This is a genomic window from Winogradskyella flava (assembly GCF_014243395.1).
GTDB lineage: Bacteria > Bacteroidota > Bacteroidia > Flavobacteriales > Flavobacteriaceae > Winogradskyella > Winogradskyella flava.
In genome coordinates this window covers 789,507-816,084 of record NZ_JACLCP010000001.1, presented here as the reverse complement: position 1 = coordinate 816,084, position 26,578 = coordinate 789,507, and the positions used below count along the sequence as shown (strand labels likewise).

The 26,578-nt window shown below is 35.1% G+C and carries 16 protein-coding genes and 1 riboswitch; of the genes, 4 read left to right on the top strand and 12 right to left on the bottom strand.

Features of this window, described 5'->3' with window-relative positions; translation table 11 throughout:
- The first annotated feature begins 66 nt into the window (after nt 1-66).
- Nucleotides 67-675, top strand: coding sequence for an FAD-dependent oxidoreductase (locus tag H7F21_RS03570; RefSeq protein WP_185787847.1), 609 nt, complete (start codon nt 67-69; stop codon nt 673-675).
- Here H7F21_RS03570 and H7F21_RS03565 read toward each other — a convergent pair.
- The 3 genes from H7F21_RS03565 to H7F21_RS03555 all read right to left on the bottom strand — a co-directional run bounded on the left by H7F21_RS03565 (nt 665) and on the right by H7F21_RS03555 (nt 3,398).
- Nucleotides 665-2,272, bottom strand: a complete 1,608-nt coding sequence (locus H7F21_RS03565; protein WP_185787846.1) for a S41 family peptidase — start codon at nt 2,270-2,272, stop codon at nt 665-667. The two genes, H7F21_RS03570 and H7F21_RS03565, sit on opposite strands and share 11 nt — an antisense overlap.
- Nucleotides 2,272-2,703: a deoxycytidylate deaminase gene (locus tag H7F21_RS03560; RefSeq protein WP_185787845.1), complete on the bottom strand. Its 432-nt coding sequence runs from the start codon at nt 2,701-2,703 to the stop codon at nt 2,272-2,274. Before H7F21_RS03560 ends, H7F21_RS03565 begins: the two co-directional genes overlap by 1 nt.
- Before the next feature lie 104 nt (nt 2,704-2,807).
- Nucleotides 2,808-3,398 carry a HupE/UreJ family protein gene (locus tag H7F21_RS03555; RefSeq protein ID WP_185787844.1) on the bottom strand — a complete coding sequence of 197 codons (591 nt, stop codon included), beginning with the start codon at nt 3,396-3,398 and terminating at the stop codon, nt 2,808-2,810.
- Between the two features lie 134 nt (nt 3,399-3,532).
- A riboswitch (SAM riboswitch) is annotated at nt 3,533-3,657 on the top strand.
- A 96-nt stretch (nt 3,658-3,753) separates the two neighbouring features.
- Between H7F21_RS03555 and H7F21_RS03550 the strand changes: the two genes are divergently transcribed.
- From H7F21_RS03550 to metF, 3 genes are read left to right on the top strand one after another with little or no spacing between them, the layout of a single operon-like run.
- Entirely contained in the window at nt 3,754-4,767 is a 1,014-nt protein-coding gene (locus H7F21_RS03550; protein ID WP_185787843.1) for a homocysteine S-methyltransferase family protein, read from the top strand.
- On the top strand, nt 4,767-7,475 hold the full coding sequence (metH, locus tag H7F21_RS03545) for a methionine synthase (protein WP_185787842.1): 2,709 nt from the start codon (nt 4,767-4,769) through the stop codon (nt 7,473-7,475). The genes H7F21_RS03550 and metH overlap by 1 nt, the downstream gene beginning before the upstream one ends.
- A gap of 1 nt (nt 7,476) precedes the next feature.
- Nucleotides 7,477-8,433, top strand: coding sequence for a methylenetetrahydrofolate reductase [NAD(P)H] (gene metF, locus H7F21_RS03540; RefSeq protein WP_185787841.1), 957 nt, complete (start codon nt 7,477-7,479; stop codon nt 8,431-8,433).
- Here the strand turns inward: metF and H7F21_RS03535 are convergent.
- The 9 genes from H7F21_RS03535 to H7F21_RS03495 form a co-directional block, all read right to left on the bottom strand.
- The gene (locus H7F21_RS03535) at nt 8,430-9,821 is read right to left on the bottom strand and encodes a tetratricopeptide repeat protein (RefSeq protein WP_185787840.1); all 1,392 of its coding nucleotides are present in this window, start codon (nt 9,819-9,821) and stop codon (nt 8,430-8,432) included. The genes metF and H7F21_RS03535 overlap by 4 nt on opposite strands.
- A 208-nt stretch (nt 9,822-10,029) precedes the next feature.
- Nucleotides 10,030-10,872 carry a DMT family transporter gene (locus H7F21_RS03530; RefSeq protein ID WP_343067535.1) on the bottom strand — a complete coding sequence of 281 codons (843 nt, stop codon included), beginning with the start codon at nt 10,870-10,872 and terminating at the stop codon, nt 10,030-10,032.
- 189 nt (nt 10,873-11,061) lie between these two features.
- The gene (locus H7F21_RS03525) at nt 11,062-12,213 is read right to left on the bottom strand and encodes a T9SS type A sorting domain-containing protein (protein WP_185787838.1); all 1,152 of its coding nucleotides are present in this window, start codon (nt 12,211-12,213) and stop codon (nt 11,062-11,064) included.
- A 124-nt stretch (nt 12,214-12,337) separates the two neighbouring features.
- Nucleotides 12,338-13,531, bottom strand: a complete 1,194-nt coding sequence (locus H7F21_RS03520; protein WP_185787837.1) for an alginate lyase family protein — start codon at nt 13,529-13,531, stop codon at nt 12,338-12,340.
- A 16-nt stretch (nt 13,532-13,547) separates the two neighbouring features.
- Entirely contained in the window at nt 13,548-15,974 is a 2,427-nt protein-coding gene (locus tag H7F21_RS03515) for a glycoside hydrolase family 2 protein (RefSeq protein ID WP_185787836.1), read from the bottom strand.
- A gap of 1 nt (nt 15,975) precedes the next feature.
- Nucleotides 15,976-17,160, bottom strand: a complete 1,185-nt coding sequence (locus H7F21_RS03510) for a glycoside hydrolase family 88 protein (RefSeq protein WP_185787835.1) — start codon at nt 17,158-17,160, stop codon at nt 15,976-15,978.
- 389 nt (nt 17,161-17,549) lie between these two features.
- Nucleotides 17,550-19,076, bottom strand: a complete 1,527-nt coding sequence (locus H7F21_RS03505; RefSeq protein WP_185787834.1) for a RagB/SusD family nutrient uptake outer membrane protein — start codon at nt 19,074-19,076, stop codon at nt 17,550-17,552.
- Between the two features lie 26 nt (nt 19,077-19,102).
- Nucleotides 19,103-22,132, bottom strand: coding sequence for a SusC/RagA family TonB-linked outer membrane protein (locus H7F21_RS03500; protein WP_185787833.1), 3,030 nt, complete (start codon nt 22,130-22,132; stop codon nt 19,103-19,105).
- A gap of 355 nt (nt 22,133-22,487) precedes the next feature.
- Nucleotides 22,488-26,564 (bottom strand): hybrid sensor histidine kinase/response regulator transcription factor, encoded by a 4,077-nt coding sequence (locus H7F21_RS03495; protein WP_185787832.1) that lies wholly within the window; start codon nt 26,562-26,564, stop codon nt 22,488-22,490.
- Between the last annotated feature and the right edge of the window lie 14 nt (nt 26,565-26,578).

Below are 26,578 nucleotides of genomic sequence, written 5' to 3'. Positions count from 1 at the left end.
GTGCGATTCTCTTTTAAAAAGTATTAAATATAACCTATATTACTGATAATTTAAAGCGTCTTGACTATGTATGACACATTAATAATCGGAGCTGGTGCCGCAGGCTTATCTTGCGCTCTCATATTAGGTTCGGCAAAAGATAAACCATATGCCAAAGGCAAGCACATTGGCATTATCACCCATCAAAAAACATCACATCTACAAAATGCACTTTTTAATAATGTTCTAGGTTTGGAACCAGGTACTTTAGGAAGTGATATTTTGGAAAATGGTAGGCATCAACTTAAGTCTTTATATCCCCATGTCGAGCAAATTGAAAAGGAAAAAGTTACAAGTGTAGAGAAGCTTGAGAAAGGATTTAAAGTCATAACCAATAAAAAAGAGTACCAATCTGAAATTGTAGTGATTACTGTTGGATATACGAGCTTAATGACCATTAAAGGGCTTGAGAACTATACAGAGCCCCATCCTAGAGCAAACATTGAAAAAGATAGAATCTGGTTAAAAAACACAGATCATATAATTGAAAATAATCTCTATGTAGCTGGTACTTTAGCAGGTTGGAGAAGCCAATTCGCAATAGCTAGTGGCAGTGGTGCGCACGTTGCCACGGACATTCTAACACTTTGGAATGACGGTAAGCACACTAAGGTGCACGACAAGGTTACTGTTTAAAATTAGGATATTCAGCACTCAAAAGGATAACTTCTTGTACCATCACGTCTTCTGCATTGAGAATTTCCATGAATGCGTTGTCGTCAAATAATTGACGTGCCAATGTTGCTTTGATCAATCGTCTAATTTCATCATTATAAGCAACAAAGGTGATATTAGTACCCTCTTTTCTATTGACATAATCTTGGAAACGCACAACGATATCATCACTCACTTCAAAATTATTTATAAAATCATATTTAGTGATATGATCGTAAGCGCTTCGATCCTTATCTAATTCTTCGAAAACAAAATATCCAAAATGACCTCGTCTACGCAGATAATTGATGGTTTCGTTGTCAAATGCACGATCTACAGGCACAAAAACATCTGGTATTATGCCTCCACCTCCATAAACAACTTTACCTTTTGGAGTCGTAAACTTTAGAGAATCATCCACCTCAATACTGTCTTCATCAGCCAACTCACCTGTTCGCAACCGCTTGTAATAATCACTGTAGTAAGAACTGCTGTTACCATTAGTATACGGTCTTTGGATAGAACGACCCGTTGGCGTGTAATATCTAGACACTGTTAAGCGCACTGCACTACCATCACCTAGAGCCATCTCGCGTTGCACCAGACCTTTACCATAAGAACGTCTCCCTATTATAATGCCTTTATCATTATCCTGAAGTGCGCCTGCAATCACTTCACTCGCTGAAGCTGAATTTTCGTTAATCAATATATATAACTCACCATCTTCAAAATCACCTCTGCCCGTGGCATAGGTACGCTCTTCTTTACCCTTTTTATCTCTTGTAAAAAGAATAAGCTTATCATCTTCTAAAAACTCATCAGCTATTTGCTCTGCTATTCCCAAGAATCCGCCAGGATTATCTCGCAAATCCAAGGCCAACTTTACCGCTCCTTGATCCTGCAATTCTTCTAAAGCCAATTTAAATTCCTTAAAACTCGATTCTGCAAAACGATTCATTTTTATATAACCTAACTCATCGGTTAACATGTATGCTGCTTCGACACTTTTAATTGGTATATCTTTTCGTTTTATTTCAAACTCCAACAATTTATCTTCACTCTTTCTGTAAACTGTCAGATTCACTTTTGTATTCTTATCGCCTTTGAGTCTTTTAGACACAAAGTCATTGGTAATATTTTTTCCATAGATCGTATCGCCATCTGCCATCAAAATTCTATCTCCGCCCATTATTCCAGCACGTTCACTTGGACCTCCCTCAGTAGGTTTTATAACAGCTATGGTATCCTTATATGGATAATAATTAATACCTATACCAACAAAATCACCTTTCATATTTTCGGTAATGCGTTGTAAATCTTCCTTGGGAATGTAGGTGGAGTGAGGATCTAAGTTATCTAGAATTCCGTTAACTGTTACATCTACAATACTATCAGTATTTACTTCATCGACATACTCATAATCAATATAATCTATCAGTCGATTAAGTTTATCCTTTTTACTATTCGTAGTGAAGAGATTATCTGAGGTATCCGTAAAATTTAATTTACCTCCAATGGCAACTCCTGCTGCAATTGCAGTACCAATAATCAGTGGTATGTATTTATTCTTTGTTGCCATTACGCTTCTAAATCTTCGATATGTTCTAATGCAATACCTGCTTTTTCTAAAAATTTCAGCCCTGAATCGTCTTTATAACCATTTTGATATACTACACGAATAATGCCAGCCTGATGAATTAGCTTACTACACTCCTTGCATGGCGACAATGTAATATATAACGTTGCACCTTTACATGACTGTGTCGATGAGGCTACTTTTAAAATTGCATTAGCCTCGGCATGTAGCACATACCATTTCGTGTAACCATCTTCATCTTCACAATAATTTTCGAAACCTGTAGGAGTACCGTTATAACCATCAGAAATTATCATTCGATCTTTAACAATTAACGCACCAACTTGCTTTCGTTTGCAATGCGATAGCTTTCCCCATTCTTGAGCAATTCTTAAATAAGCCTTATCGTAACGTAATTGTTTTTTATCAGACATCAATAAATATTGCGGCATCTATATGCCATGTAATTAACGAATATAAAGGGATAGTATTTTATAAGCAATTTCCTAGCCGTTAAAGTTTTACCAAACTTCATGTACTATTTTAACAAATCACTATGAATTATCATAGGTATCACCAGGCCAATGACAATCGATGAGAGTACCATAACCCAATCACGACGAGAAAATCTAAAAAGTGTTTGACATAAAAAGCCCAAAAACAAAACTACAAATACAATAATAATTTGTGCTATTTCTATTCCTAAAGCAAACTCAATAAGGAGTTCTACTTTGTTTTCGGATTGGCCCGCAAACATCTTGAACTCTCTTGCAAATCCTAAACCATGGATTAATCCAAAAAATAGCGTTGTAAAGAACAACAGACTTACTTTATTGCTCTTATCTTTTTTGCTTGCTGTAAAAACGTTGTAGATTGCTGCAATTAAAATCGTCACTGGAATCAAAAATTCCACAAGCTTGCCATCTACCGCGACTACACCATAAGCAGCCAAAACCAAGGATAGGGTATGACCCAAGGTAAACATGGAAACTAGTAGAAGTACACGTTTCCAATCCTTAAACATATAAGGAACGGCTAAAACCATTAAGAAAAGTACATGGTCATAACCGTTAGGATCTAATACATGGTTAATGCCATATTGTACATTAAACCAGAAGTTTTCTAACATAATTAATTCGTTTGGGAATTATCAAAGTTACAACTAAAAAGCAAAATGCATTAGTTAAAATAAAGTGAATAAAATTTGCTTATTAACGTTTAGTTTTTGAATATTGTATTTCAAAGTTCAAATAACTTATTGAAATGTTATTAAGAAAGGTGGAGGGATTAGACCCTTTGAAACCTTAGCAACCCTTAGACTTACTAAGAAGGTGCTAAATTCTACTTGAATATGCAAGTCATTTTTTGCAATTTCGGATAGATAACACAAGACTAATTACTCATCTGTAATTGGCAATTTCTTTATAACATTTTTCTATTAAGTACACTTTTAAGTAGTATTTGTATTTGATTATTCAAAGTATATGGAAATAGAAAAGTATGACATCAGTGCCGAATTAGAAAAGCGAATTTTTGTCCTTGATGGTGCCATGGGTACCATGCTTCAACAGTACAATTTTTCCGAAGACGATTTTAGAGGAGCACGCTTTAAGGATTATCCATCGCCTTTAAAGGGGAATAACGATTTATTATCCTTAACACAACCTGAAGCCATTGCAGAAGTCCATGCCAAGTACTTCGAAGCTGGAGCGGATATTGTGGAGACCAATACATTTTCGGGTACAACCATAGCTATGGCAGATTATAACATGGAAGATTTAGTGTACGAACTCAATTTTGAATCTGCAAAAATAGCTAAACAAGTCGCTGAAAAATTCACAAAGGAAAATCCAGAAAAACCGAGATTCGTTGCAGGTAGTATTGGACCAACAAACAAAACTGCAAGTTTATCGCCAGATGTTAATCGTCCTGAATATAGAGCGATCACCTTTAATGAATTGCGAATTGCCTATAAACAACAAGTTGAAGCACTTATTGATGGTAGTGTTGATATACTCTTGGTGGAAACCATCTTTGATACCTTAAATGCAAAAGCTGCATTATTTGCTATTGATGAAGTAAAAGAAGAACGACATATTGATATTCCAATTATGGTGTCGGGAACCATAACCGATGCCTCAGGCAGGACGCTGTCTGGTCAAACCGTTGAAGCATTTTTAACTTCGATATCGCATATTCCACTGCTAAGTGTTGGGTTTAATTGTGCGCTTGGCGCAGAACAGTTAAAGCCTTATTTGCAACGCTTATCAAATGAAACCAAATTCTATATATCTGCGCATCCTAATGCAGGATTACCAAATGCTTTTGGAGAATATGATGAGTCACCTGAACAGATGCAAAGTTACATTGAAGATTACCTCAAGGATGGATTAATAAATATTATTGGTGGTTGTTGTGGGACTAGCCCTGCACATATAAAAGCCATAGCTGAGGTTGCTAAAAACTATCAACCAAGATTAACTCAAGAATTTGCATAATGGCAGAACCTGACTGTAAGAAATATTTAACCTTATCTGGCTTAGAACCTTTGGTAGTAACACCAGAAAGTAATTTTATAAATGTCGGTGAGCGTACCAATGTTACAGGATCTAGAAAATTTCTTCGCCTAATAAAAGAGGAAAAATATAACGAAGCCCTTGAAGTCGCTAGACATCAAGTTGAAGGTGGAGCACAAATCTTGGATGTTAATATGGACGAAGGCATGCTCGATGGTGTCCATGCCATGACTACCTTTTTAAATCTCATAGCATCAGAACCTGACATTTCTCGAATTCCATTAATGATAGATAGTTCCAAATGGGAAATTATCGAGGCTGGTTTGCAAGTTGCACAAGGTAAATGCGTCGTCAATTCTATAAGTTTAAAAGAAGGGGAAAGCGAATTTAAACGCCAAGCGAAATTAGTAAAACGTTATGGGGCTGCGGTCATTGTTATGGCTTTTGATGAAGATGGACAGGCGGATACTTACGAAAGACGCATTGAAATCTGCAAACGCTCTTATGATATTTTAGTTAACGACGTCAAGTTTCCACCTCAAGATATCATCTTCGACCCTAATATTTTTCCTGTAGCAACAGGAATGGAAGAACATCGTAGAAATGCACTCGATTTTTTTAAGGCTACCAAATGGATTCGTGAAAATTTACCGTATGCCAATATATCTGGAGGCGTCAGTAATGTCTCATTTTCGTTTAGAGGCAACAATGTGGTTCGAGAAGCTATGCATTCTTCTTTTTTATATCACGCCATCAAAAACGGAATGAATTTAGGTATCGTTAACCCAACAATGCTCGAAATTTATGATGAAATAGACAACAATTTATTAGAATTAGTTGAAGATGTGCTATTTGATAGACGCGATGATGCTACAGAACGCTTATTGGATTTTGCAGAAGCGCTTAAGGCAAAAGGTTCAACATCTACGAGTAAAGATGCGGCAGTTCAGGAATGGAGAAATGATCCTTTACAGGATAGAATTACACACGCTTTGGTTAAAGGTATCGATACTTTTGTCATAGAAGATGTTGAAGAAGCGCGCTTGGCCTCCGATAAACCCATTGACGTCATTGAGGGTCATTTAATGATAGGTATGAATGTGGTTGGAGATTTATTTGGGAGTGGAAAAATGTTTCTACCCCAAGTGGTGAAATCGGCAAGAGTAATGAAAAAAGCTGTGGCATACTTACAACCATTTATTGAGGAGGAAAAAGATGGTAAGCAGGAGTTTTCTGGGAAAATATTAATGGCTACCGTAAAAGGTGATGTTCACGATATTGGAAAGAATATCGTAAGTGTGGTTTTAGGTTGCAATAATTACGAAATCATTGACCTTGGTGTTATGGTGCCACCCGAAAAAATCATTGAAACCGCTAAAAAGGAAAATGTAGATGTGATTGGTCTGAGTGGTCTAATTACACCGTCATTAGATGAAATGGTTTATGTATCCAAGGTCATGGAAAAAGAGCAATTAGATATTCCCCTTATTATTGGAGGAGCGACAACGTCTAGGGCACATTCGGCAGTGAAAATTGCACCACATTACAGTAATACGGTAGTTCACATTAACGATGCTTCAAGAGCAGTAACTGTGGTCGGCAATTTGCTTCAAAAAGACAATGCCATCTATAAAAAACAGATTCGTGAGGAGTATGATGTGTTTCGAGAACAATTTCTAAAACGTGGGAAGAAAAAGGAATATCTATCAATAGAAGAGGCTAGAAAAAATAAATTTCAAATTGATTGGGAAACCTCTGAAATCATAAAACCGAAGGAACTAGGTATTAAGGTTATTGAAGATTTTGATATCACTAAACTTGAAGATTATATAGATTGGTCGCCATTTTTTAGAAGTTGGGATTTACATGGTAAATATCCAGATATTTTAAAAGATAGCATTGTTGGTGAACAAGCCACGGAACTGTTTGCAGACGCCCAAGTATTGCTTAAGCGAATTTTTGATGAGAAGCTTTTAAAGGCAAAAGCCATTTTTGGCTTATTTGAAGCCAATACAGTTAATGATGATGATATTGAAATTTCTTCTGTCAGTTCGAGCGGAGTCGAGAACAAGGATGAAATGTACAGATTCCTAACCTTGCGTCAACAGTCTAAAAAATCGGCTGGAAAACCCAATATTGCTCTAGCCGATTTTATAGCTCCAAAGTCATCAGGCAAGCAAGACTACATGGGTTGTTTCTGCGTATCCACAGGTTTTGGAACCCAAGAATTAGCAGCAGAATTTGAAGCAGACAACGATGATTACAATGCCATAATGATTAAGGCCTTGGCCGATCGATTAGCAGAAGCCTTTGCAGAATATCTTCATAAGGAAGTAAGAACCAAACATTGGAATTACGCCAAAAACGAAAACCTAAGCAACGAGGAATTAATAAAAGAAAGCTACAAAGGCATCAGACCAGCACCTGGTTATCCAGCCTGTCCTGACCATTTGGAAAAAACAACCATTTGGAATTTACTCAAGGTGGAAGACACCATTGGTGTTAAACTCACTGAAAGCCTAGCCATGTGGCCAGCAGCAAGTGTTAGTGGCTATTATTTTGCAAACCCAGAAGCAAAGTATTTTGGACTCGGAAAAATTAATAAAGATCAAGTTGAAGATTATAGTAAACGAAGAAAAATTGCCTTACCTGAAGCTGAAAAATGGTTGAATCCAAACATTGCTCATTAGAATGAAAGTAACAGAACATATAAAAAACGCCAACGGGAAAACACAGTTTTCCTTTGAAATACTGCCACCTTTAAAGGGTCAACATATACAATCCATTTTCGGTAATATTGACCCTTTAATGGAATTTAAACCACCATTTATTGACGTCACTTATCATCGTGAAGAATATGTGTTTAAGGAAGTTGAAAATGGGCTATTAAAAAAACAAGTGGTAAAAAAGCGACCAGGTACTGTCGGTATTTGTGCCGCAATTCAGAATAAATATGGTGTTGATGCCATTCCACATATTTTGTGCGGTGGTTTTAGTAAAGAAGACACTGAAAACTTCTTAATTGATTTGGATTTTTTGGGCATTGATAATGTTATGGCTCTGCGTGGAGATGCCGTAAAAAGCGAAACCTATTTTAAGCCAGAAAAAGACGGTCATGCTTATGCCAATGAATTGGTAGCACAGATTGAAGATTTAAACAAGGGCATATACTTAGATGAAGAATTATTAAATAGTTCAAAAACAGATTTTTGTATAGGTGTAGGTGCCTATCCTGAAAAACATATGGAAGCGCCAAGTTTGGATAGTGATATTCACTTTTTGAAAAAGAAAATAAAAAATGGTGCCACCTATATAGTCACCCAAATGTTTTTTGATAATCAGAAGTATTTTGATTTTGTAAAAAAATGTAGGAGCGAGGGTATTACTGTTCCTATTATTCCAGGCCTAAAACCAATCGCTACAAAAAAACAACTGAATATTATACCTCATCGCTTCCACGTAGATTTACCTGAAGATCTCATCATAGCCATTGTAAAATGCAAGGACAATAAGCAAGTCCGTGAGGTTGGTATTGAATGGTGTATAGAACAATCTAAAGCGCTACAAAAAGCCGGAATTCCAGTACTACATTACTATTCGATGGGTAAAAGTGATAATATAAGGGCTATTGCTAGTGCTTTGTTTTAATCAAGCTCAGGAACCACAACTGACCTATTGATCCAGCATCCAACAGTTATGGTCTTACCAGCCAAACCGCTTAAGAATATTTCTTCTTTGGTTGGTGCTTTCGATTCGTGGCTGACCGCATATTGATTAGCCAGTTTTTGCAATGTTGGGTCTACTCGAGATGCTTTTAGCGCTTCCTTAGCTGCTAACCAATACAAGGCTCTTTGGTAAAAATTATCCTTACCACAGTTTTTATTTTTCGCACTTTCAGCATACATATCTGCAATGAGCAAGTGTGGCTTTCCGTTAGATGGATTTAGTTTTATCGCATCTAGCAAGTAACTTCTAGCCTTTCCATATTGCCCTTTGTTTTTATAAATCATACCAATTTTAATAGCCAAATTGGATTTTTTGTATGGTCTGGTCTCTAATTTATAACCCTCTTCCAAATATTGATTGGCATCTTTGTCCTTTCCTTTTTTAAGCAAAACGGTAGCCACATAAACTTTGGTGTCTGCCGATGGTGCTATCTCATCATATTGCTTTACAAGATTTTCATAAAGCAAAGCTTCTGTACATTGCTTATGGTACATTCTACTTACGGCTCGCTTTAACCAAGTGGAGTCACTTTTATGAACTTCAAAATCTCCAGAATACAAGGGAATTAAATTGTCGCAATTGGCTCTTCTGCTAACCATAGCGTCGATATTATCTTGAATTAGGGTGTAATTTTTAAGATAACTTTCATATACTTTTTTCTGATTGTCCTCTTTCTGATTTAGTGTTTTGCCGCTTTCCATTTTAGATATGAGTGCATTCAGTTTTTCAGAATAATTCTGAATTTCAACTTGAATCTTTTCATTAATATCGTCATAGGTATTGAATAGTTCGGCATCTGTTTTTTTACGGTCATCAAAAAGCTCTACCATTAAAAAAAAGTAGGTATATAGGCTTTTAGGATGTGTAAATGTTTCTTTGTCCGTATTAAACACGTCGTTAAAGCAACTATATAATTCCGCTTTGCTTTTGCCTAACTCGTCCTTATGATCATATAGTAATTGACAACCTTTAGCACCAAACTCTCCTTTTGGTGTGTTACTAGAAAAATAGTTTTGACGCGCTTTCAATAACTCTAGTAAGTCTTCAACAAAACGTTTCTTTTTTTCACCTTTAGTATTTTCAATTTTATGCTTTAGTATTTTTTCACCATCGGCATAAGTGGCTAAACTAAGGTCTGGACAATTCGTCTTCACATACAACCATGGCTCATACGCTACATCATATTTTTTTGCTTTGGCTGGTTCATGAAACATGGAAAGTTTGGTCTTGCATTCTAGATCTTTTTGGGCATTTGTATTTCCTATACCAATAAGGAAGATGGCATAAAAGATGGTTGATTTTCTTGTCATGATATAGCTGGCTTAGGGTTAGTTGTATACTCAAAAGCTACAAATAACATACCAAAGACCTTAATAGCGAGGCTATATCTTAATCAACACTAAATTCTTGCTTAAAAACATAAAATCCGCAATCATTTTAAAATTAATGAATCACGGATTTTATCTATAAGTCAAGGAGATCCAAGTGACTACATGTATAATATCTTAACCGTACATTTTATTTTGGCTTTTTAATACTAATATTTAAGGTTAGTCCAAGAATTATAAGGAGAATTCCTGCTAAACTCCATAAGGTATACACCTCTTGAAACCAAAACAAGCCAATTACAATGGTAAAAATAACTTCCAAATATTTTAAAGGTGCTACTTGATTGGTTTCACCAACCTGCATTGCTTTTGTCATATAAAGTTGGGCAAAGTACCCAAATATACCCAGACTTAACAAAATAAACCATTGCTTACCCACAGGCATTGTCCAATTATTTATGGAGAGTAATCCACCTATCACTGTCGAAATCACCATAAAATAATTGACCACGACGACAGGATGATCCTTGTCTCCAATTTTCCTAATCGTAATATAAACCAGCCCAGCAAAGACCGCAGAAACTAGAGCAAAAAGTATACCTTGAATTTTTAATTCAGTATCAAGACCTTTTAAAACCAAAACTCCAGCAAAGGCTATGGCAAAGAAAAGCCACTGTAACAGCTTAACATTTTCCTTAAGAAACAGCAGTGCAAAAAATGCAGCAAAAATTGGTGCAATATACCGAAGAGATACCGCCGTTCCCATAGGGATATATTTTAGGGATAAAAAGAATAGGGTCATGGAAGTTAATCCAAAAACACTTCTTAAGACGAGCAAGCCTCTTTTATTTCCCAATAGGGAAATCTTATTTTTCAATAAAAATGGTATAGTAAACACCAATGAACCTGCGGAGCGGAAAAACACAATTTGATAGACACTAAAAGTTCCTAAAGATTTCACAAATGCATTAAGAAACGTGAACGCAAGCGCGCTAATCGCCATGTATAGAATAGCTTTCTTCAGAAGTAAAATTTGGATAAATTAAAAATTAATGAGCTAAAGCAATTTAACATAAAATCAGTATAAGTGATTAAAAATAGAGCAATTATAAAGTATGGAAAGATATCAGTCTTTTAAGTCTTTGATCTAGATTAAAATAAAGAACAACTTATGAGAAATCCCATAAGCTGTTCCTAACAATCAATTTATGTATGAAAAAAGTTACTCAATAACAACTCGTTTAGTGGCAGAATTATTACCAGAATTTATTCTAAGTAAGTAAACACCTGATGCCATTTCTGAAACATCTATAGAATCATTAACTAAATTTGTAGTAGTTAATACTCTTAATCCAAGAATATTATATAATTCTACAGAGTCAAATTGAATATGATCCGCTGATTTAATCGTAATTGTTGTTTTAGCAGGGTTTGGATAAACACTTAAACTTGCAGCTAATACATCGTCTCCTACTGAAAGCACAACATTATTTGAATCATCGACCGGATCCACATTTGGACCACCAATATTTGAACTCGGTAATTGACTACCTGCTAATTCATCTGGCGAACTTTTAGAATCAGTACCTGAAAAGTCCCAATTTGGAACAACTGAAGACGAATTAGTTTGACCGCCCATCCAATCAGATGCACCATCATAACCGGTTGAAACGCCTTGTCTAGCTATATAATAAATTCTACTTTCAGACGTACCACTATCATTCAAACTAATAGTTTGAGTAGCAATAGGATCAAACAAATAAGTATACGGTCCATCATTACCAGGTGTAGCAACATTTTGTGCAAAATTAATTTGCCCATAGCCAATTGATATACCTGAGGAATCTTCATCATCTAAATTACTGGTAGAATCATAAATTGTCCAAGATGTATGATCCCCAGAAGCATCAATAACACCATCATCATCCGTATCAATATCTACACCATCAGGATCTGTAGCAGACAGTATTAGCATATAAGTAATACTTTGGTCCATAAAATCCCCATCATAGGTTGGAACATCATTTTCATCAACCATGTTGCCATCAGGATCTATTCCTGTAGCAGTAGCATATCCACTTGCTACTGTAGCTAGTCCTAGAAACCCATTGGTTCCAAAAGATTGAGAACTTAAATCTATAACATCTTTCACTTCACCTGGATTTGAACTTCCATCGCCTTCTATACCGATGAAATAAATATTCGCTGGGAAACTACCAGAGGCTGGCCCTCTAAACTCTAAGTATTCCTTTCCTTGATCAGTACCAGAAACGGTAGTAATTAATTCGCTAATGTAGTAAGGTCCACTAGAGTAAGTTTGAGAATATCCTAACGCGGATATAAATAATAATGCAAAAAGTAATTTTGTTTTCATATATATTTGATTTTTAGTTAATATTTAAATTTAGATATAAGCCAAAAGGTAAATGTCCCAATAAAGTATGTTATAGTACGAAAAAAATAATTGGTTTACCAATCTGGTTTACCAAATATAGTGATTATTTCTTTATCCACAACAAAGGATACCTAATTGGCATGTTTCTGAGGATTTCTTGCTTGTTAGGTATCTCAGGAAGACGTTTCCATAATGTCAAATATCTAGTTTCATCGTATTGTAAAGCACCAAACAAAATAGAAGGTTGTTTTGTAGGCCAATCTTCCCAATACATGACATCTTTTTGATATGGCCATTTGGATTTATCAGCTAGATAAGGATATAAGAACTCTAGGCCTAATTTCAGACTTTTTCCGTTCGCTGTATTATAAAAGAATAAGTTATCCTCTTCAGTCCATACTATTTGGGCAAGACCAAACATGGCATCTAAATTAAAAATAGAATAGCCATAGGGTTTGGTTCGGGATAACTCTTTAGGAAAACTACCATCTTCCGCCATTTGTTCCGGCAATAAGACATCTTTAAAGAACATTCTACAGTTTTTCAATTGATTTTCATCTTGAGTCAATTCAGCAAAAGCGGCAACCTGCATTGCCCAGCAAACGCTATGGTTGTTTCCATTGTCTCGTTCTTTTTTACCAAAACTGTGCGTTGTAAGCCAGTTGGTATAGTCTGAAAACCATTGTTTTATTTTCTCAAAATCAGCCTCCGATATTAATTTTGATTGCCCTACAACTCGAGTTGCCTTAGCAACTTCGATTAAATGAATGGTATCAATAATACCTATCCCTCTTCCTGTAACCCTACCTTTAATGGCTTGTGCATATAATAAATTAGGATTCATCTTGGTATTGGGATTTACAAACCAAGCTTTTAAATGAGGTAATAGAGCCTCGATATATTTTTCATCTTCGGTAACCAAATATGCTGAAGCTAGTGCCCCTGAAATTAAACTCAACCTAATCATTACTTTTCTGTGTGCGACGAAATTATCAGGATTACTTAACCCATCCTTTCTAATGTATGCACTGTCTGGATATTTAGGATTGGGCCACCAATAGTCGCCTTCAGAATAAAAATCATGAATGCTACCTGCACTTCTTTCTGCTATATATGATGTTATGGTAATAGGTTGAGCTCCCAAGTAGCTATGCGCTTCCTCAGTAATGCGTGTCTTCTCTAAATCTGAAACTATATCGAAATCTGATTTAGGTGTAGAACATGTCAAAAAGAAAATACATATGACACCCAAACATATTTCAACCGAAAAACGCGATTTAAAAAGCAAGTGCTCCATAATGGATGACTACGAATTATTCTATTGTTAAATAGGTGCCTTTAAAACTTTGATTTAGAACCATCATTTTAAGTGGCTCGTCTTTTGAAAAAGGTTTTACCTCTATTGACGCCTTTCCGTTAGCCATTTCAATAGATTCACTTCCTGTTGGTGTTCCTAAATTCTTCTTTGTTTCTCCACCAGCTAAGCATTGAAAATAGACTCTATCCTCATAATCCAAACAACGCAAACCATTGCTATCATGTGCAATCGCAGTTACTAAATAATTACCATTATCCAATAGCTCATAGTCTAACTTAAGTCCTTTGGCTTTACCGTTCTTAGTAAATCGATAGTCAATATCCAATTCGTCATTAACCTCTTTACCATCCACGGTTTTACCAACAGAAACTAATTTATTTTTTCCTTCTTTAAAATTTAAACTCCAATTTAATCCAGCCGCTGGGAATGATTTTATATCACGCTTTTTAGTACCCAAGCTTTCACCATTGAGAAACAATTCTACTTCTGGACAATTACTATAAACACTAACGTCCCTTGCCAATCCTTTAGGTCCTTGACGCTCTGTCCATGTATGTGACTCTATATAGGTAAAAGGATCTGTTTTGTTCCAATAACTTTTAAAGACATAAAAGGCATCTTTAGGGTTATTGTTCCTATCTACCAATCCTTTTTGATTCATATATGGAATGGCATTTTCTGGTCGTAAGGGTGTTCCAAAATCTTTAAAAGCCCACTGCGCATTACCTATAAACGTTGAATCATTTTCAGAAATACGCAAATGCCAATCAAACAAATCCACAATATAATTTTCACTCCAATCACCTATTTGTGCAATATTGGCGACATCCGTTTGCACGATAGCTTCTTCCCAACCGTCTGCTTGAATTTTACCTTCTCCAGTAATTGGATTTTCAGTATGTCGTCCCAAATGACTTGAGCCACCATATTCTGTGTGTATAAAATGTTTGTATTCTGCTTTATACTGGTCAACTGCTTTTCGATAACTCTTATAACTACCAGAATACCATCCTGACCAAATTGATGGCGAAAACACATCGACAATATCAGCGCCTTCATAATATTTTCTAATAGCTGTTTTTCGAGTCGGATCTAATTCATGAGCGTAATCATTTAGTTCTTTTAAATAGATATTGATATGTTCTCTATTATCTCCATCTTCAAAATCTGGTAACCAATAAATCTCATTGCCTAAGGACCAAAATATAATACTAGGATGATTATAATTTTGATTTATAATTTCCTTAAGCATATGCTTTGTGTTTTTCTTCCAATTATCATTACCTAGACCTCCTCTGCACCAAGGTAATTCGTCCCAAACCAATAGACCCAATTCATCACAAGCCTTGTAGACCTCTGGGTCTTGAGGGTAGTGGGCCAACCGTACAAAATTGGTTCCCATATCTTTTATGAGTTCCATGTCCGCTCTATGCTGGTCGTTGGTCATCGCTGCACCTACACCTGCATGTTCTTCATGGCGGTGCGTGCCTCTTAACAATAAGCGTTTACCATTAAGGTAAAAAGCACCATGATCTTTAAATTCGAACCATCTAAAACCAACCCTATCAGATATTTCATCTTTTACATTATCATTTTCCAGGAGCTGGACATTTAAAGTATAGAGATTAGGATTATCCGTATCCCAAAGTTTAATATCCTTTAAGTTCTCAAAACTTATAGTTGAATTTCCATTCACCACATCAAAAAGAGAAGATTTGACTTCAGCACCATTAGCATCAGTCAATATCGCCTTGATTTTTGTATCTGAATTTAGAACACTAACCTTAACCGTAGCTCTTAAGTCTGCTTTTTCATTTGAAACATTCGGTGTTGTTATTTTTAAATTGGTTAAGTGCTGTTTAGGAAGTGTTTCTAACCACACATCTCTGGTGATGCCACCAAAAATGAAGAAATCACTCTTTTGAGATGGAATCACCTCTGGATTATATCCGTTGTCTACTCTAACTAAGAGTTCGTTTTTTCCTGAAGTAATGCTTTCTGTTATATCTATCGTAAAACCAATATAACCGCCAGTATGTCCTCCAACTTTTTTGCCATTGATATAGACCTCACTAACAATATTCACACCTTCAAAATAAATTTGATAGATTTGACTAGCGGCAATGGATGGTACATCTAATTCTTTCCTATACCAGCTTGCCGTTCTTCTATAGCCCGGCTCTAAATCAGTCGCATCAAGCGCGTTCCAAGTATGAGGTAAATTTATATTTTCCCAATTGCTTTGGTCTAACACAACACCAATATCTTCTGTATTATTTTCTAAGTAAGCCCAGTTGTCATTAATGTTTACTTTGCTTCGAATTATATTGTCATTATCTGCAGTAGTATTTCCACACGAGACAATTACTAAGAAGAAAAAACTTATAACTATATATCTTAAACCTATCATTTTTAATTTCATATTATTTTAAATCTTTTAATCTCAATAAGGTTTCTAAAAAATAATAATCTCCATATACTATGGGCTCATCCATTTCTGATCTCTTAGACCAATCGCCTGAACTATGATCTAATATAAATGGATATTCAATGTCTTTATCTAAAATATAGTCTGAGGATTTTATCGTATGTATTACTTTTTTACTGTAGTTTAAATAATATTCATTATCAGTGTAGGCATAGAGTTCAGTTAATGCAGAAGCAACTATAGCGCCAGCGGAAACATCCCTAGGTTCATCTGGTATATTTGGTGCGTCAAAATCCCAATATGGAATCCCATCTTCCGGAAGATGGGGATGATCAAGAAAAAAAGCGGCAGTTGCTTTAGCCTGATCTAAGTACCTTTGATCCTTTGTATATCTATACGCCATGGTGAAGCCGTATATTCCCCAAGCTTGTCCTCTGGCCCATGACGAATCATCATTGATACCTTGATGCGTTACACGCATTCTAATGTCTCCATTTTCAGGGTCATAATCCAACACATGCCAAGTACTATTGTTTGGTCTAAAATGATTTTTTAATGTAGTATTTGCATGTTTCACTGCTATATTATGAAATATACTATCTCCTGAAATCTTTGTGGCTTCAAACAGAAGTTCTAAATTCATCATGTTATCAATAATTACAGGAAATTTCCATCTTTTCTTATTAAAGTCCCATGACCTTATGCTACCAACAGTATCGTTATATCTTGTAATTAATGTTTTAGCGCTCATTAATATATTGTCTTTATATTCTTGATCATCCTCAATTTTAAGACCTTTGCCAAAACTATTAAAAACTTTAAAGCCCATATCGTGAGTACGATCGTTGAATTTTTCTTTTTCAATAAATGCCGTCCATTTTTTAGCCTTATTCTTGTATGCGGTATCTCCAGTTAGCTCATAGATTTGCCAAAGATTACCCGCAAAAAAACCACTGGTCCAGTCCTTGGAGGGTACTTTTTTAAGGTTATTGGTTTTTAAATTTACACTTCTTGGAAACGCTGTTGAATCCAACGGATAAGTAACTAGTTTTGAATACCGCTGTTTTAATTGTTGCTCTGGCGATTCAGCAATGTCATCTGTATGTTTTGGGTTGTCTTTGCAGCTATAGGCCGTCAAAAAAATGATGCATATAAAGAATGAATAAATTGATCTTGTCATATTGATGAGTTAAAGTCAGTTATTTTAGACATATCCAGAAACTTAAAATAGTTTTCTTTAGTATGTAATTAATTTATTCTAAGATATTAAATCCAGTAAAATATATAGATTCATAAGTACAATTTAGGTATATAAACATACAATGCACAGTATTGATAGAATGAAAACAAGTTATACTTATTCTATAGCCTAACCCATTGACCATATTCATAAAACCTGATCACATGGTTTATACATAAAAAAAAATCGGCTCTTACATTAGAGCCGATTTTTTTATTTATAAGTCGTTATTTATGTCCCACCCCTTTGAATTTGTATTCATGAAGTCCACAAATCCAAAGGATTAAAAGACACAAGACTAACTCTCTCTTATTTGAAACACTAATATCCTAGTATCCTGGATTCTGTGGTAGTAAATTAGGGTTTCTTGCTAATTCTTGAGCCGGTAGTGGGAACAAGTAATCTTGGCTTGGATCAAAATTAGGTTTGTCACCCTCTAACCCCGAAGCACTAAACACATCAGAACCCAATTGTCTTCTAGCAATATCATACCATCTTTTGAACTCAAAGGCCAATTCCCATTTACGCTCTTCCAATATTACATCTCTTAATGCATCTTGAGACAATCCAGCAATATCCTCTGGGAATAATCCAGAAGTAACTCCGTTACTATTCCTAGCACGTGCCCTTACCCTGTTAACATAACCCATTGCCTCTGCACTACCACCACTTATTTCATTATGAGCTTCTGCAGCTATTAATAGTACTTCAGCATAGCGTATCATCATATAGTTAGCATTTGAACCTCTACCATTCCCTGTTGCCGTCTCACCAATTGCTCTTGTGTATTTTGCGATATGAGGCCTGTTGACACCCCTACCTGCACCACTTTCTCTAAAAACTTGATAAGGCTGAAGAACGCCATCAAAAACTCCCGTTGTATCTAAACTAACAGCTTTTCTGTAATCTCTACCATCCCATGTATTATAAACCTCCAAAGAAGGTACTCCAACTGACCAGCCACCTCCAAGGCCATACTGTTCATCATCTCTAAGACCTGTTAGCGCTGCTTGATAGTCTCTACCATCATCACCATTACTGGCACCAATAAAATCTAAAGTAAATATTGGTTCTACAGAATTATCTATTTGTGACGCATCAAATAAAGATTGAAAATCAGCTTCCAACCCTAAGTTGTATACACTTTCATTATCAATAACTCCTTTTGCTTCTGTGTAAGCATTTTGATAATCGCCTATTGTTAAATATACCAATGCCAAATATGAATGTGCCGCGGATTTCGCAGGAATAGATCTTGCTATCTGAGTATCTGGCAACCATGTTTTAGCAAATTGTAAATCTGCAATAATATTTGCGTAAACATCTGCTGCTGATGTCTTACTTATTGAACTTGAAGCTTCTAAATCAGTTATTGGTGCATCTATGTAAGGAATATCACCAAATTGTCTTACCAGATGAAAATAAGCAAAAGCTCTTGCAAAATATGCTCTTGCAGTCATTGGGTTCTTAATTTCGTCTGCTACATTAACATCATCTGCTCCCGCAATAGCTTGGTTAGCAGCCGCTATCATTTGATAAACCCTTAACCAGTAACCACTAATCATACCATTATCCGTAGGCACGTTGAACTCATTATGTTCAATTCGTCTTGTTGATGTTGTTGGGTCCCCTATGTCTACCATGTCACCCCTAAGCATTAATGTTAAAGACATTTTTCTTCCCCAGAAATCTTCATGAGTCATGTGTCCATAGGCTCCATTTGCTGCAGTCTCAATGTCATCAACTGTATTAAAAAACCCATCTGGAGCCAATAAACCAACCGGCTCTTCTTCCAAATCTGAACATCCAAATATTGATATACCTATCAATAAGAATAAATACTTATACGTTTTCATAATATATTTTTTATATAAATTTAATACTAAAATCTTAAATTAACCGCAAAATTGAACGATTTAACGGTCGGATAATTTCCAAAATCAAACCCATTAAATGTATTTTGATTTCCTGAACCACCGCTTCCTAAGAAATTGACCTCAGGATCTAAGCCAGAATAGTCTGTAATAGTGAGTAAGTTTTGCGCACTTATAGAAACTCTGACACCATCCAAACCTATCTTCTCAACAAGCTCAAGAGGTAAATTATAACCTATCGCTATATTCTTTAATCTGATATAACTACCATCTTCGACAAAACGAGAAGAGATTTCTTTTCCTCTCAGTCTCGCACGAGGGATATTAGTATCGGTATTTGTTGGCGTCCACGAATTTAGTATATCTGTAGTCGCATTAGAATCTCCATTAAATAACTGCACAGCTGTTAAATTCATAATATCACCGCCTTGTGAACCTTGAAAAAAGATATTTAAATCAAAATTTTTGTACGTAAAGTTATTAGTAATACCAAATGTCCAATTTGGTGTAGGATCCCCTATTATTTTTTGATCGTCTCCAGGTGTAATCTCTCCATCACCATCTAAATCAGTAAACAATTGGTCACCAGCTTCTGCACCAGGCAAAAGACCTGTTCCAGCAGGTAAATCACCACCTTGGTAAACACCTTGGTATTCATAACCCCAAAAAACACCTACAGACTCTCCTTCTCTGAGCACATGGGTTCTGTCTATATTAAAATAACCAGGAGACGCATCTTGAAAGATATCTTCTCCATTTAATAAAGTAACAAATTCGTTTTTGTTTGTAGACCAATTAAAATCTGTAGTCCACGTGAAATTCTCATTACTAATATTTCGTGTATTCAAGTTAATCTCAAAACCTCGATTATTGATTTCTCCAACATTTCTTAAACTAGCAGGGTTTAAAAAACCTAGGTATTGTGGCTGACTAGTATCTGCTATAATCAAATCTTTAGTATCAATATTATAATAATCTAATGATAATGAAATTCTATTATCCAATAGACCTATATCTAAACCAATGTTTGTTTGATAAGAAGATTCCCACTTTAAATCTGGATTAGCTACTTGACCTGGAGTTACATTAATTACAGTCTGTCCATTAATTGGTGTAAATACTGAGCCAAAAGTTGCTAGTGAACCATAAGGTGCAATACCTTGATTACCCGTAACACCATAACTAGCTCTAAGTTTTAGATTAGAAATTTGTTCGATGCCTTGCATAAACTCTTCGTTTGAAATTTTCCAGCCAATTGCACCTGAAGGAAAAATAGCATATTTTTCATTTTTCGCAAAATTTGATGAACCGTCTCGTCTTACTGTAGCGGTAAACAAATATTTATCATCCCAATCAAAATTTATTCTACCAAATTGTGATTGTATTTCTGTTTCAGAAAAAGAAGATGTTGGAATTAACTGTACAGCACCTGATCCTAAGTTAGAGAACGAAAAAGAATCTGAAGTGAATCCTTGAGCACCCGCAGAAAAAGTTTCTGTAGTATTTTTTTGATAAGAATAACCTGCTAATAACGTTAAGTCACCTTTACCAACCTCTCTATTGTATGTTAAATAATTCTCACTTAATATATTAGTATTCTTTAAATTTTGTATAGTGGCACTACCTCCTGTACCACCTCCAGCAGTAACAATTAACGTTGATGGTCTAAAAAGGCCAAAATTTTGGTTTCTTGTACTATAGCCAAAAGTTGTTTTGAAACTCAGTCCTTCTAAAATTTCGTAATCAGCGTACAAATTCGCTCTGAAATTATCATTTTTTGTACTATTTACACCCTCAGTTGCAATAGCATATGGATTGTCTACATTATCTCCAACAGAGTTAATCGTATTGTTTCCGTTCTCATCTTTTATTCCTAAATCTGGTGCGAATCGGAAAGTTAGCGACACAACATCATCTCCACCACCATTAGCAGTTTGGCCTGTTGATTGTGTAGGAACACCATCTTGATTTCCTCTACTACCAAATAGATTCATTCCTAATTTCAATTTATCTGTCACTTCAGCATCAACATTTGCTAAAAATGAGATACGCTCAAATTCAGAATTTACAATAACCCCTTCTTGCTTGAAGTAATTGGTCGACGCATAAAAATTCACTTTTTCACTTCCTCCTGAAAATGAAAATTGATGATTTTGAGTACTACCGTTTCTATATAGCAAATCCTGCCAATCGGTATTTGCATCTCCCTGAGTATAACCCGAATTTAGAGTTGTTTGGTACGCTGCGAATTGATCTGCATTTAATAAATCTAATTCATTTGTAGTATTTTGAGTTGAATAATTAGAATTTATTTCTACCGTTAGCTTCCCTTTACTACCCTTTTTTGTAGTCACTAAAACAACACCATTGGCACCTCTAGACCCATATATAGCTGTTGCCGAAGCATCTTTGAGAATTTCCATAGATGCGATGTCAGCAGGTTGTGGGAATACTGCACCCACAAAACCATCTACTACAATCAGTGGATTACTACTAGCTCCAATAGAGGTATTTCCTCTAATTTGTATATTAATAGGAGCACCTGGCTCACCACCATTATTGGATTGAACGACAACACCTGCTGCACGACCTTGTAATGCTTGTGATGCATCTAATAATGGAAAAGCAGTTAGTTCCTTTGAGTTTACGGATGAAACTGCGCCTGTAAGATCACTTTTCTTACGAGAACCATAACCAACTACTACTATTTCATTAAGTTGTGCTGCGTCATCTGCAAGAGCTACGTTTATTTCAGTTCTAGAACCCACTGCAATCTCTTGCGTCGTAAAACCTAAATAACTAAACACTAATATAGATTCTTGACTAGGAACATTAATGCTATACATGCCATCTAAATCAGTAGAAGCACCTTGCGTCGTTCCTTTGACCACTATATTCACTCCTGGCAACGACATTCCATCGGACGCGCTGGTTACTTTACCAGTGACTGTTTGCTGCGCATTAAGAGCAAAGCCAAATAAAGTAAATACCAATATAGGTATCCACTTCACCTTTAAATTTTTAAGTTGTTTTTGCATAAGAAAGTTTTTAATTAATTGATTTATTAGAATTAGTCATTAGTTTTAATTTTTAAAAAGTTGTAAATCAACACTTTAAAAATTGGTTTACCAGATTGGTTTACCAAATATATATAATTTTATGTTAACTATTACGTTTTCGCTATTTTAAAATGTTAAAATCTTTAAGATTAACTAAAATAGATAACAATTAAACCCAATGTTACAATAATTGAAGCCAGTAAAATCTCTAAAAATATTTTATTGGATTTATTTTTTTTCACATTTTAAAAATAGGTTAAAGAAACCATCTAAAAATCCGAAAAAGGGTATCAAAATATCCGATAATTGATCTTAATCCAAAATAATAAGCATGTTAAAAATCCGTGGAAAATTGGCTGGAATACTTTGAAGGTGTTACACCATACTTTTTTTGAAAACATTTACTGAAGTACTTTGGGTTGCGGAATCCAACTTTATAGCTTACTTCAGAAATATTAATTTTTCCTTGTTCTAGGAGTTGGGCGGCACGCTTCATTCTAAAATGTTGAATAAATTCATTAGGTGTGAAATTAGTCCATGCTTTGATTTTAACAAATAACATAGTTCTGCTCACACCTAATTCTGAACAGAAATATGGAATATCAAACTGCTCATTACCTATATTGTTTTCCACAATTTGCAAGGCCTTTTTATAAAGTTTTTCATCTAATGAGGACACAATAATTTCATTGGGTAAAAGGGGATCTTCTGATGCAAACTTATCCTTAAGTCGAGAGGTTGATTCCAATAAATTTTTAATTCGAATCTTAAATTCATTGACATCAAAAGGTTTACTTATATAATCATCGGCTCCACTGCGCAGCCCTTCAATTCTATAAATTAGTGCAGTTCTTGAGGTCAATAATATTACAGGAATATGGCTAGTGCGAATATCTTCCTTAATAGTTGCACACAATTCGGTCCCAACCATGACGGGCATAATAACATCACTTACAATTAAATCTGGAGACTCTTTCTGTGCAATTTTTAATGCAACTTTTCCATTTTCGGCTTCTAGAATATTATACTTATGCTTTAATATGTCTCGCATAAACTTCCTTAATGGTTTGTGATCTTCTACCAATAATATTGTTGCTTTATCTTTGGATGGAAGTTCTTCAATCCATTGGTCTTCAGGCTCAGGTTGCTTAATGTCCAATTGCTTTACATATTGAGAGACATCATCACTAAACCTAAAATCTTTTATGATTTCTCCATCAGATAAGTGCTCATGTCCAAGAAGTAGTTTAACTGAAAAGACGGAACCTGCGCCATCTTCATTATCTCTCACACTTATTTCTCCTTTATGAAGACCAACAATATTTTTTGTGATGGATAGGCCAATTCCAGTACCCCTATTATAATTACTATCTGGATTCTTATTCAATGCCATCTCATAAAACCGTTCAAATATTTTATCTCGATTCTCTTGTGAAATACCCACACCAGAATCTTCAACCTTAATATCGATCGCATCGTTTTCCTTACGGATTCTTAGAGCTATTTTACCGCCTTGAGGCGTATACCTAAATGCATTGGAAATTAAATTATAGAATACCCGTTCTAGTTTATAGCGATCATAATACACAAGGATTTCATCATCCGAGGTATGGAAATCGTATTCGTAATTACCATCTTTAGCATATTCTGCAAAGGACAAGTAAATCTCTCTTAAAAACTTAACAATATTGCCTTCGGCCGCTTCTAGCTTGTAAAGATTGTTTTCAAATTTCCTAAAGTCCATTAGGCGGTTTATAAGCTGTAATAAATGCTTTGCGCTACTTTCTATGACCAATAGTTTTTTATACATTTTACTACTGCCTTTATATTCTTCCAAAATCTGATGTAGAGGGCCTAAAATAAGTGTTAATGGTGTTCTAAACTCGTGAGAGACATTAGTAAAAAACTCCAATTTTGCCTTATTGATTTCTTTAGTGCGCTCTACCTCCCTATGTTCTAATTCAAGCTCCGTTTGTAATTTAGTCCGAGATTTTAATATCTTCACTAGAAAGTATAATGCTCCCAATATAAGTAGTCCATAAATCAAAAACGCCCACCAACTTCGCCATGGTGCCGGAGCAACTTCTATTCTTATTTGGGTGGAATTTTCGTTCCAAATTCCATCACTATTTGCACCTTTTACTTCGAAGATATAGTCACCAGCATTTTGGATAGTATACGACGCACTGTTCTCCGTAGTCTCAATCCACTCTTCTTCGAGACCTTTTAAGCGGTATTTATATTTATTCTTACTTGAGTTAATAAAATTAGGAATGGTAAAATCTACACTAAAATTTCCTTGGTCGTAATTAAGCTTTAGACCCTTGGTAAAGGGAATAGTGTTTTGTAAGATGGAATTATCGTCGTTAATACCAATAGACTTATTCTTAATTTTAAAACTGGCTATTATTACTTGTGGAGCGTAATCGTTGGTTGTTATTTCTTTGGAATTGAAAAATGTGATACCAACAGGACCTCCAAAATAAAAACTTGAATTGCCAATTTTTAAACAGGCATTATCATTAAATTCATTACTGATTAGGCCTTCTTTTTGATTATAAACAAATTGTGTTTTCTTTTGGATATTATACTTAGCAAGTCCTTGATTTGTGGCTATCCATAAATTTCCATCATCATCCTCTAGAATACTATGAATGGTGGAAACATTCTGATTATTATCCCTTAAATTAACATGCTCAAAGCCTGTTGGAGCTAGTTTAAAAAGACCCCTGGCTTTAGTTCCTACCCAGATCGTTTTATTTTCGTCTTCATAAACAGAAAGTATATCATCACCAGATTGTATTTTATTATCATAAAAATAATTGGTAATATCTCCATTCGGGCTAATTTTATTAAGCCCTCTCTGCGTACCAGCCCAAATATTGTCTTTTGAATCGACCACAACCGTTCTCACCAAATCACTAGAAATCGTTTTTTCCGACTTAGGATTATATTGATAGGTCTCAATCATTTTTGAAACAAGATGGTATTTCACAAGACCTTTCCCGAAAGTCCCAAACCACATGTTATCATCATTATCCTGAGTAATACTATAAACGCCAACATCTTCTAGGAGCACAATTAATTCAGGAGATAGTATGGATTTACTGAAATCGAGATTGGTAACATCCAAAACCTGAAGCCCTGTATCAAAAGTCCCAACCCAAAGTGAGTTATCTTCTGATAAATACAAACTTTTAATATTATTATTGGAAAGTTGAGGGACACTGTTTTTAGTTAAATAAGAAAACTGATTATCTTTCCTATTGTAAATATTAATACCACCACCTTCAGTTCCAAAGAACAATAGGTTTTTATAGCTTCCAATAGAACTAATAACGCTATAGCTTAATCCATTTTGACCGGATTTCTGGGTTACACTTTTAAAATTGCCATTAGATTCATCCCAAATGTTTAGCCCACCATAATAGGTCCCAATCCATATAGACCCTTTCTTGTCCTTGAATAAATATTTTACTGAATTTTTACTTAAACTTCCAGAGTCTATTATTCGGCTTTTTAAAACTATTAAATTCTCTTTATTGTAAGAAATCTGTAGGCCATCATAGGTGCCAATCCAAAGTTTATTATCATTATCAAAAAGTAATTGACGTACATTTAAGTTTTTATCAACCAGCTGCTCTTGAGAGAAATAGTTAGACAACTTCTTAGAATCGAAATCATATTCTAATATACTTTCATTCCGCGTTCCAATTAGCAAAGTCCCATCTGGACTTTCTACTAAATCTTGTATATAAGTATTTTCTGTTCCTTTAATTGTTTCAAAATTAATCGTATTTGAACTATCTCTAACAACCTTACTTAAACCAGAAGTTGTACCGATAAAAACTGATCCATCCTTAATTTGCAAGATTGAAAGAATATGATTTCCAGAAATGCTATTAGGATCTTCACTTTTTAAAAACGAATGAAACGCATTTGTTTTCTTATCATAAACTGATAGACCTGCAGAAGAACCTATCCATAATTCCCCATTGGATAATTCCTCTATAGTCCAAATGGTATTATTTATTAAAGACGAATTCTCTTCACTATGAAAATACCTAGTAAATGCATCTTTTTTAGGATCGTATCTATTTAATCCATTATACGTTCCAATCCATATAAAACCATCCGTATCTTGAACGATTGACAAAATATCATTATTACTTATGGAGTTGGGATTACCTATTTCATTTCTGTAGATAGTGAAGTTAGTGCCATCGTATTTGTTTAATCCATCACGTGTGCCAATCCACATCTGACCAAGATTATCCTGGTGAATCGAGATAACAGAACTCTGCGACAATCCCTCAGATGTAGAAATGTGTTTGAATTGGTACTTGTCTTCCTGAGCAGCACCAAAGGAACAATAGAGCAAAAAAACAATAATAATACTATATCTGAGCATTAATATAGGATTCA

Excerpts from the sequence above, each read along its gene's own strand:
- H7F21_RS03570 (WP_185787847.1), top strand. The coding sequence starts at position 67 with ATGTATGACACATTAATAATCGGAGCTGGTGCCGCAGGCTTATCTTGC.
- H7F21_RS03565 (WP_185787846.1), bottom strand. The coding sequence starts at position 2,272 with ATGGCAACAAAGAATAAATACATACCACTGATTATTGGTACTGCAATT.
- H7F21_RS03560 (WP_185787845.1), bottom strand. The coding sequence starts at position 2,703 with ATGTCTGATAAAAAACAATTACGTTACGATAAGGCTTATTTAAGAATT.
- H7F21_RS03555 (WP_185787844.1), bottom strand. The coding sequence starts at position 3,398 with ATGTTAGAAAACTTCTGGTTTAATGTACAATATGGCATTAACCATGTA.
- H7F21_RS03550 (WP_185787843.1), top strand. The coding sequence starts at position 3,754 with ATGGAAATAGAAAAGTATGACATCAGTGCCGAATTAGAAAAGCGAATT.
- metH (WP_185787842.1), top strand. The coding sequence starts at position 4,767 with ATGGCAGAACCTGACTGTAAGAAATATTTAACCTTATCTGGCTTAGAA.
- metF (WP_185787841.1), top strand. The coding sequence starts at position 7,477 with ATGAAAGTAACAGAACATATAAAAAACGCCAACGGGAAAACACAGTTT.
- H7F21_RS03535 (WP_185787840.1), bottom strand. The coding sequence starts at position 9,821 with ATGACAAGAAAATCAACCATCTTTTATGCCATCTTCCTTATTGGTATA.
- H7F21_RS03525 (WP_185787838.1), bottom strand. The coding sequence starts at position 12,213 with ATGAAAACAAAATTACTTTTTGCATTATTATTTATATCCGCGTTAGGA.
- H7F21_RS03520 (WP_185787837.1), bottom strand. The coding sequence starts at position 13,531 with ATGGAGCACTTGCTTTTTAAATCGCGTTTTTCGGTTGAAATATGTTTG.
- H7F21_RS03515 (WP_185787836.1), bottom strand. The coding sequence starts at position 15,974 with ATGAAATTAAAAATGATAGGTTTAAGATATATAGTTATAAGTTTTTTC.
- H7F21_RS03510 (WP_185787835.1), bottom strand. The coding sequence starts at position 17,160 with ATGACAAGATCAATTTATTCATTCTTTATATGCATCATTTTTTTGACG.
- H7F21_RS03505 (WP_185787834.1), bottom strand. The coding sequence starts at position 19,076 with ATGAAAACGTATAAGTATTTATTCTTATTGATAGGTATATCAATATTT.
- H7F21_RS03500 (WP_185787833.1), bottom strand. The coding sequence starts at position 22,132 with ATGCAAAAACAACTTAAAAATTTAAAGGTGAAGTGGATACCTATATTG.
- H7F21_RS03495 (WP_185787832.1), bottom strand. The coding sequence starts at position 26,564 with ATGCTCAGATATAGTATTATTATTGTTTTTTTGCTCTATTGTTCCTTT.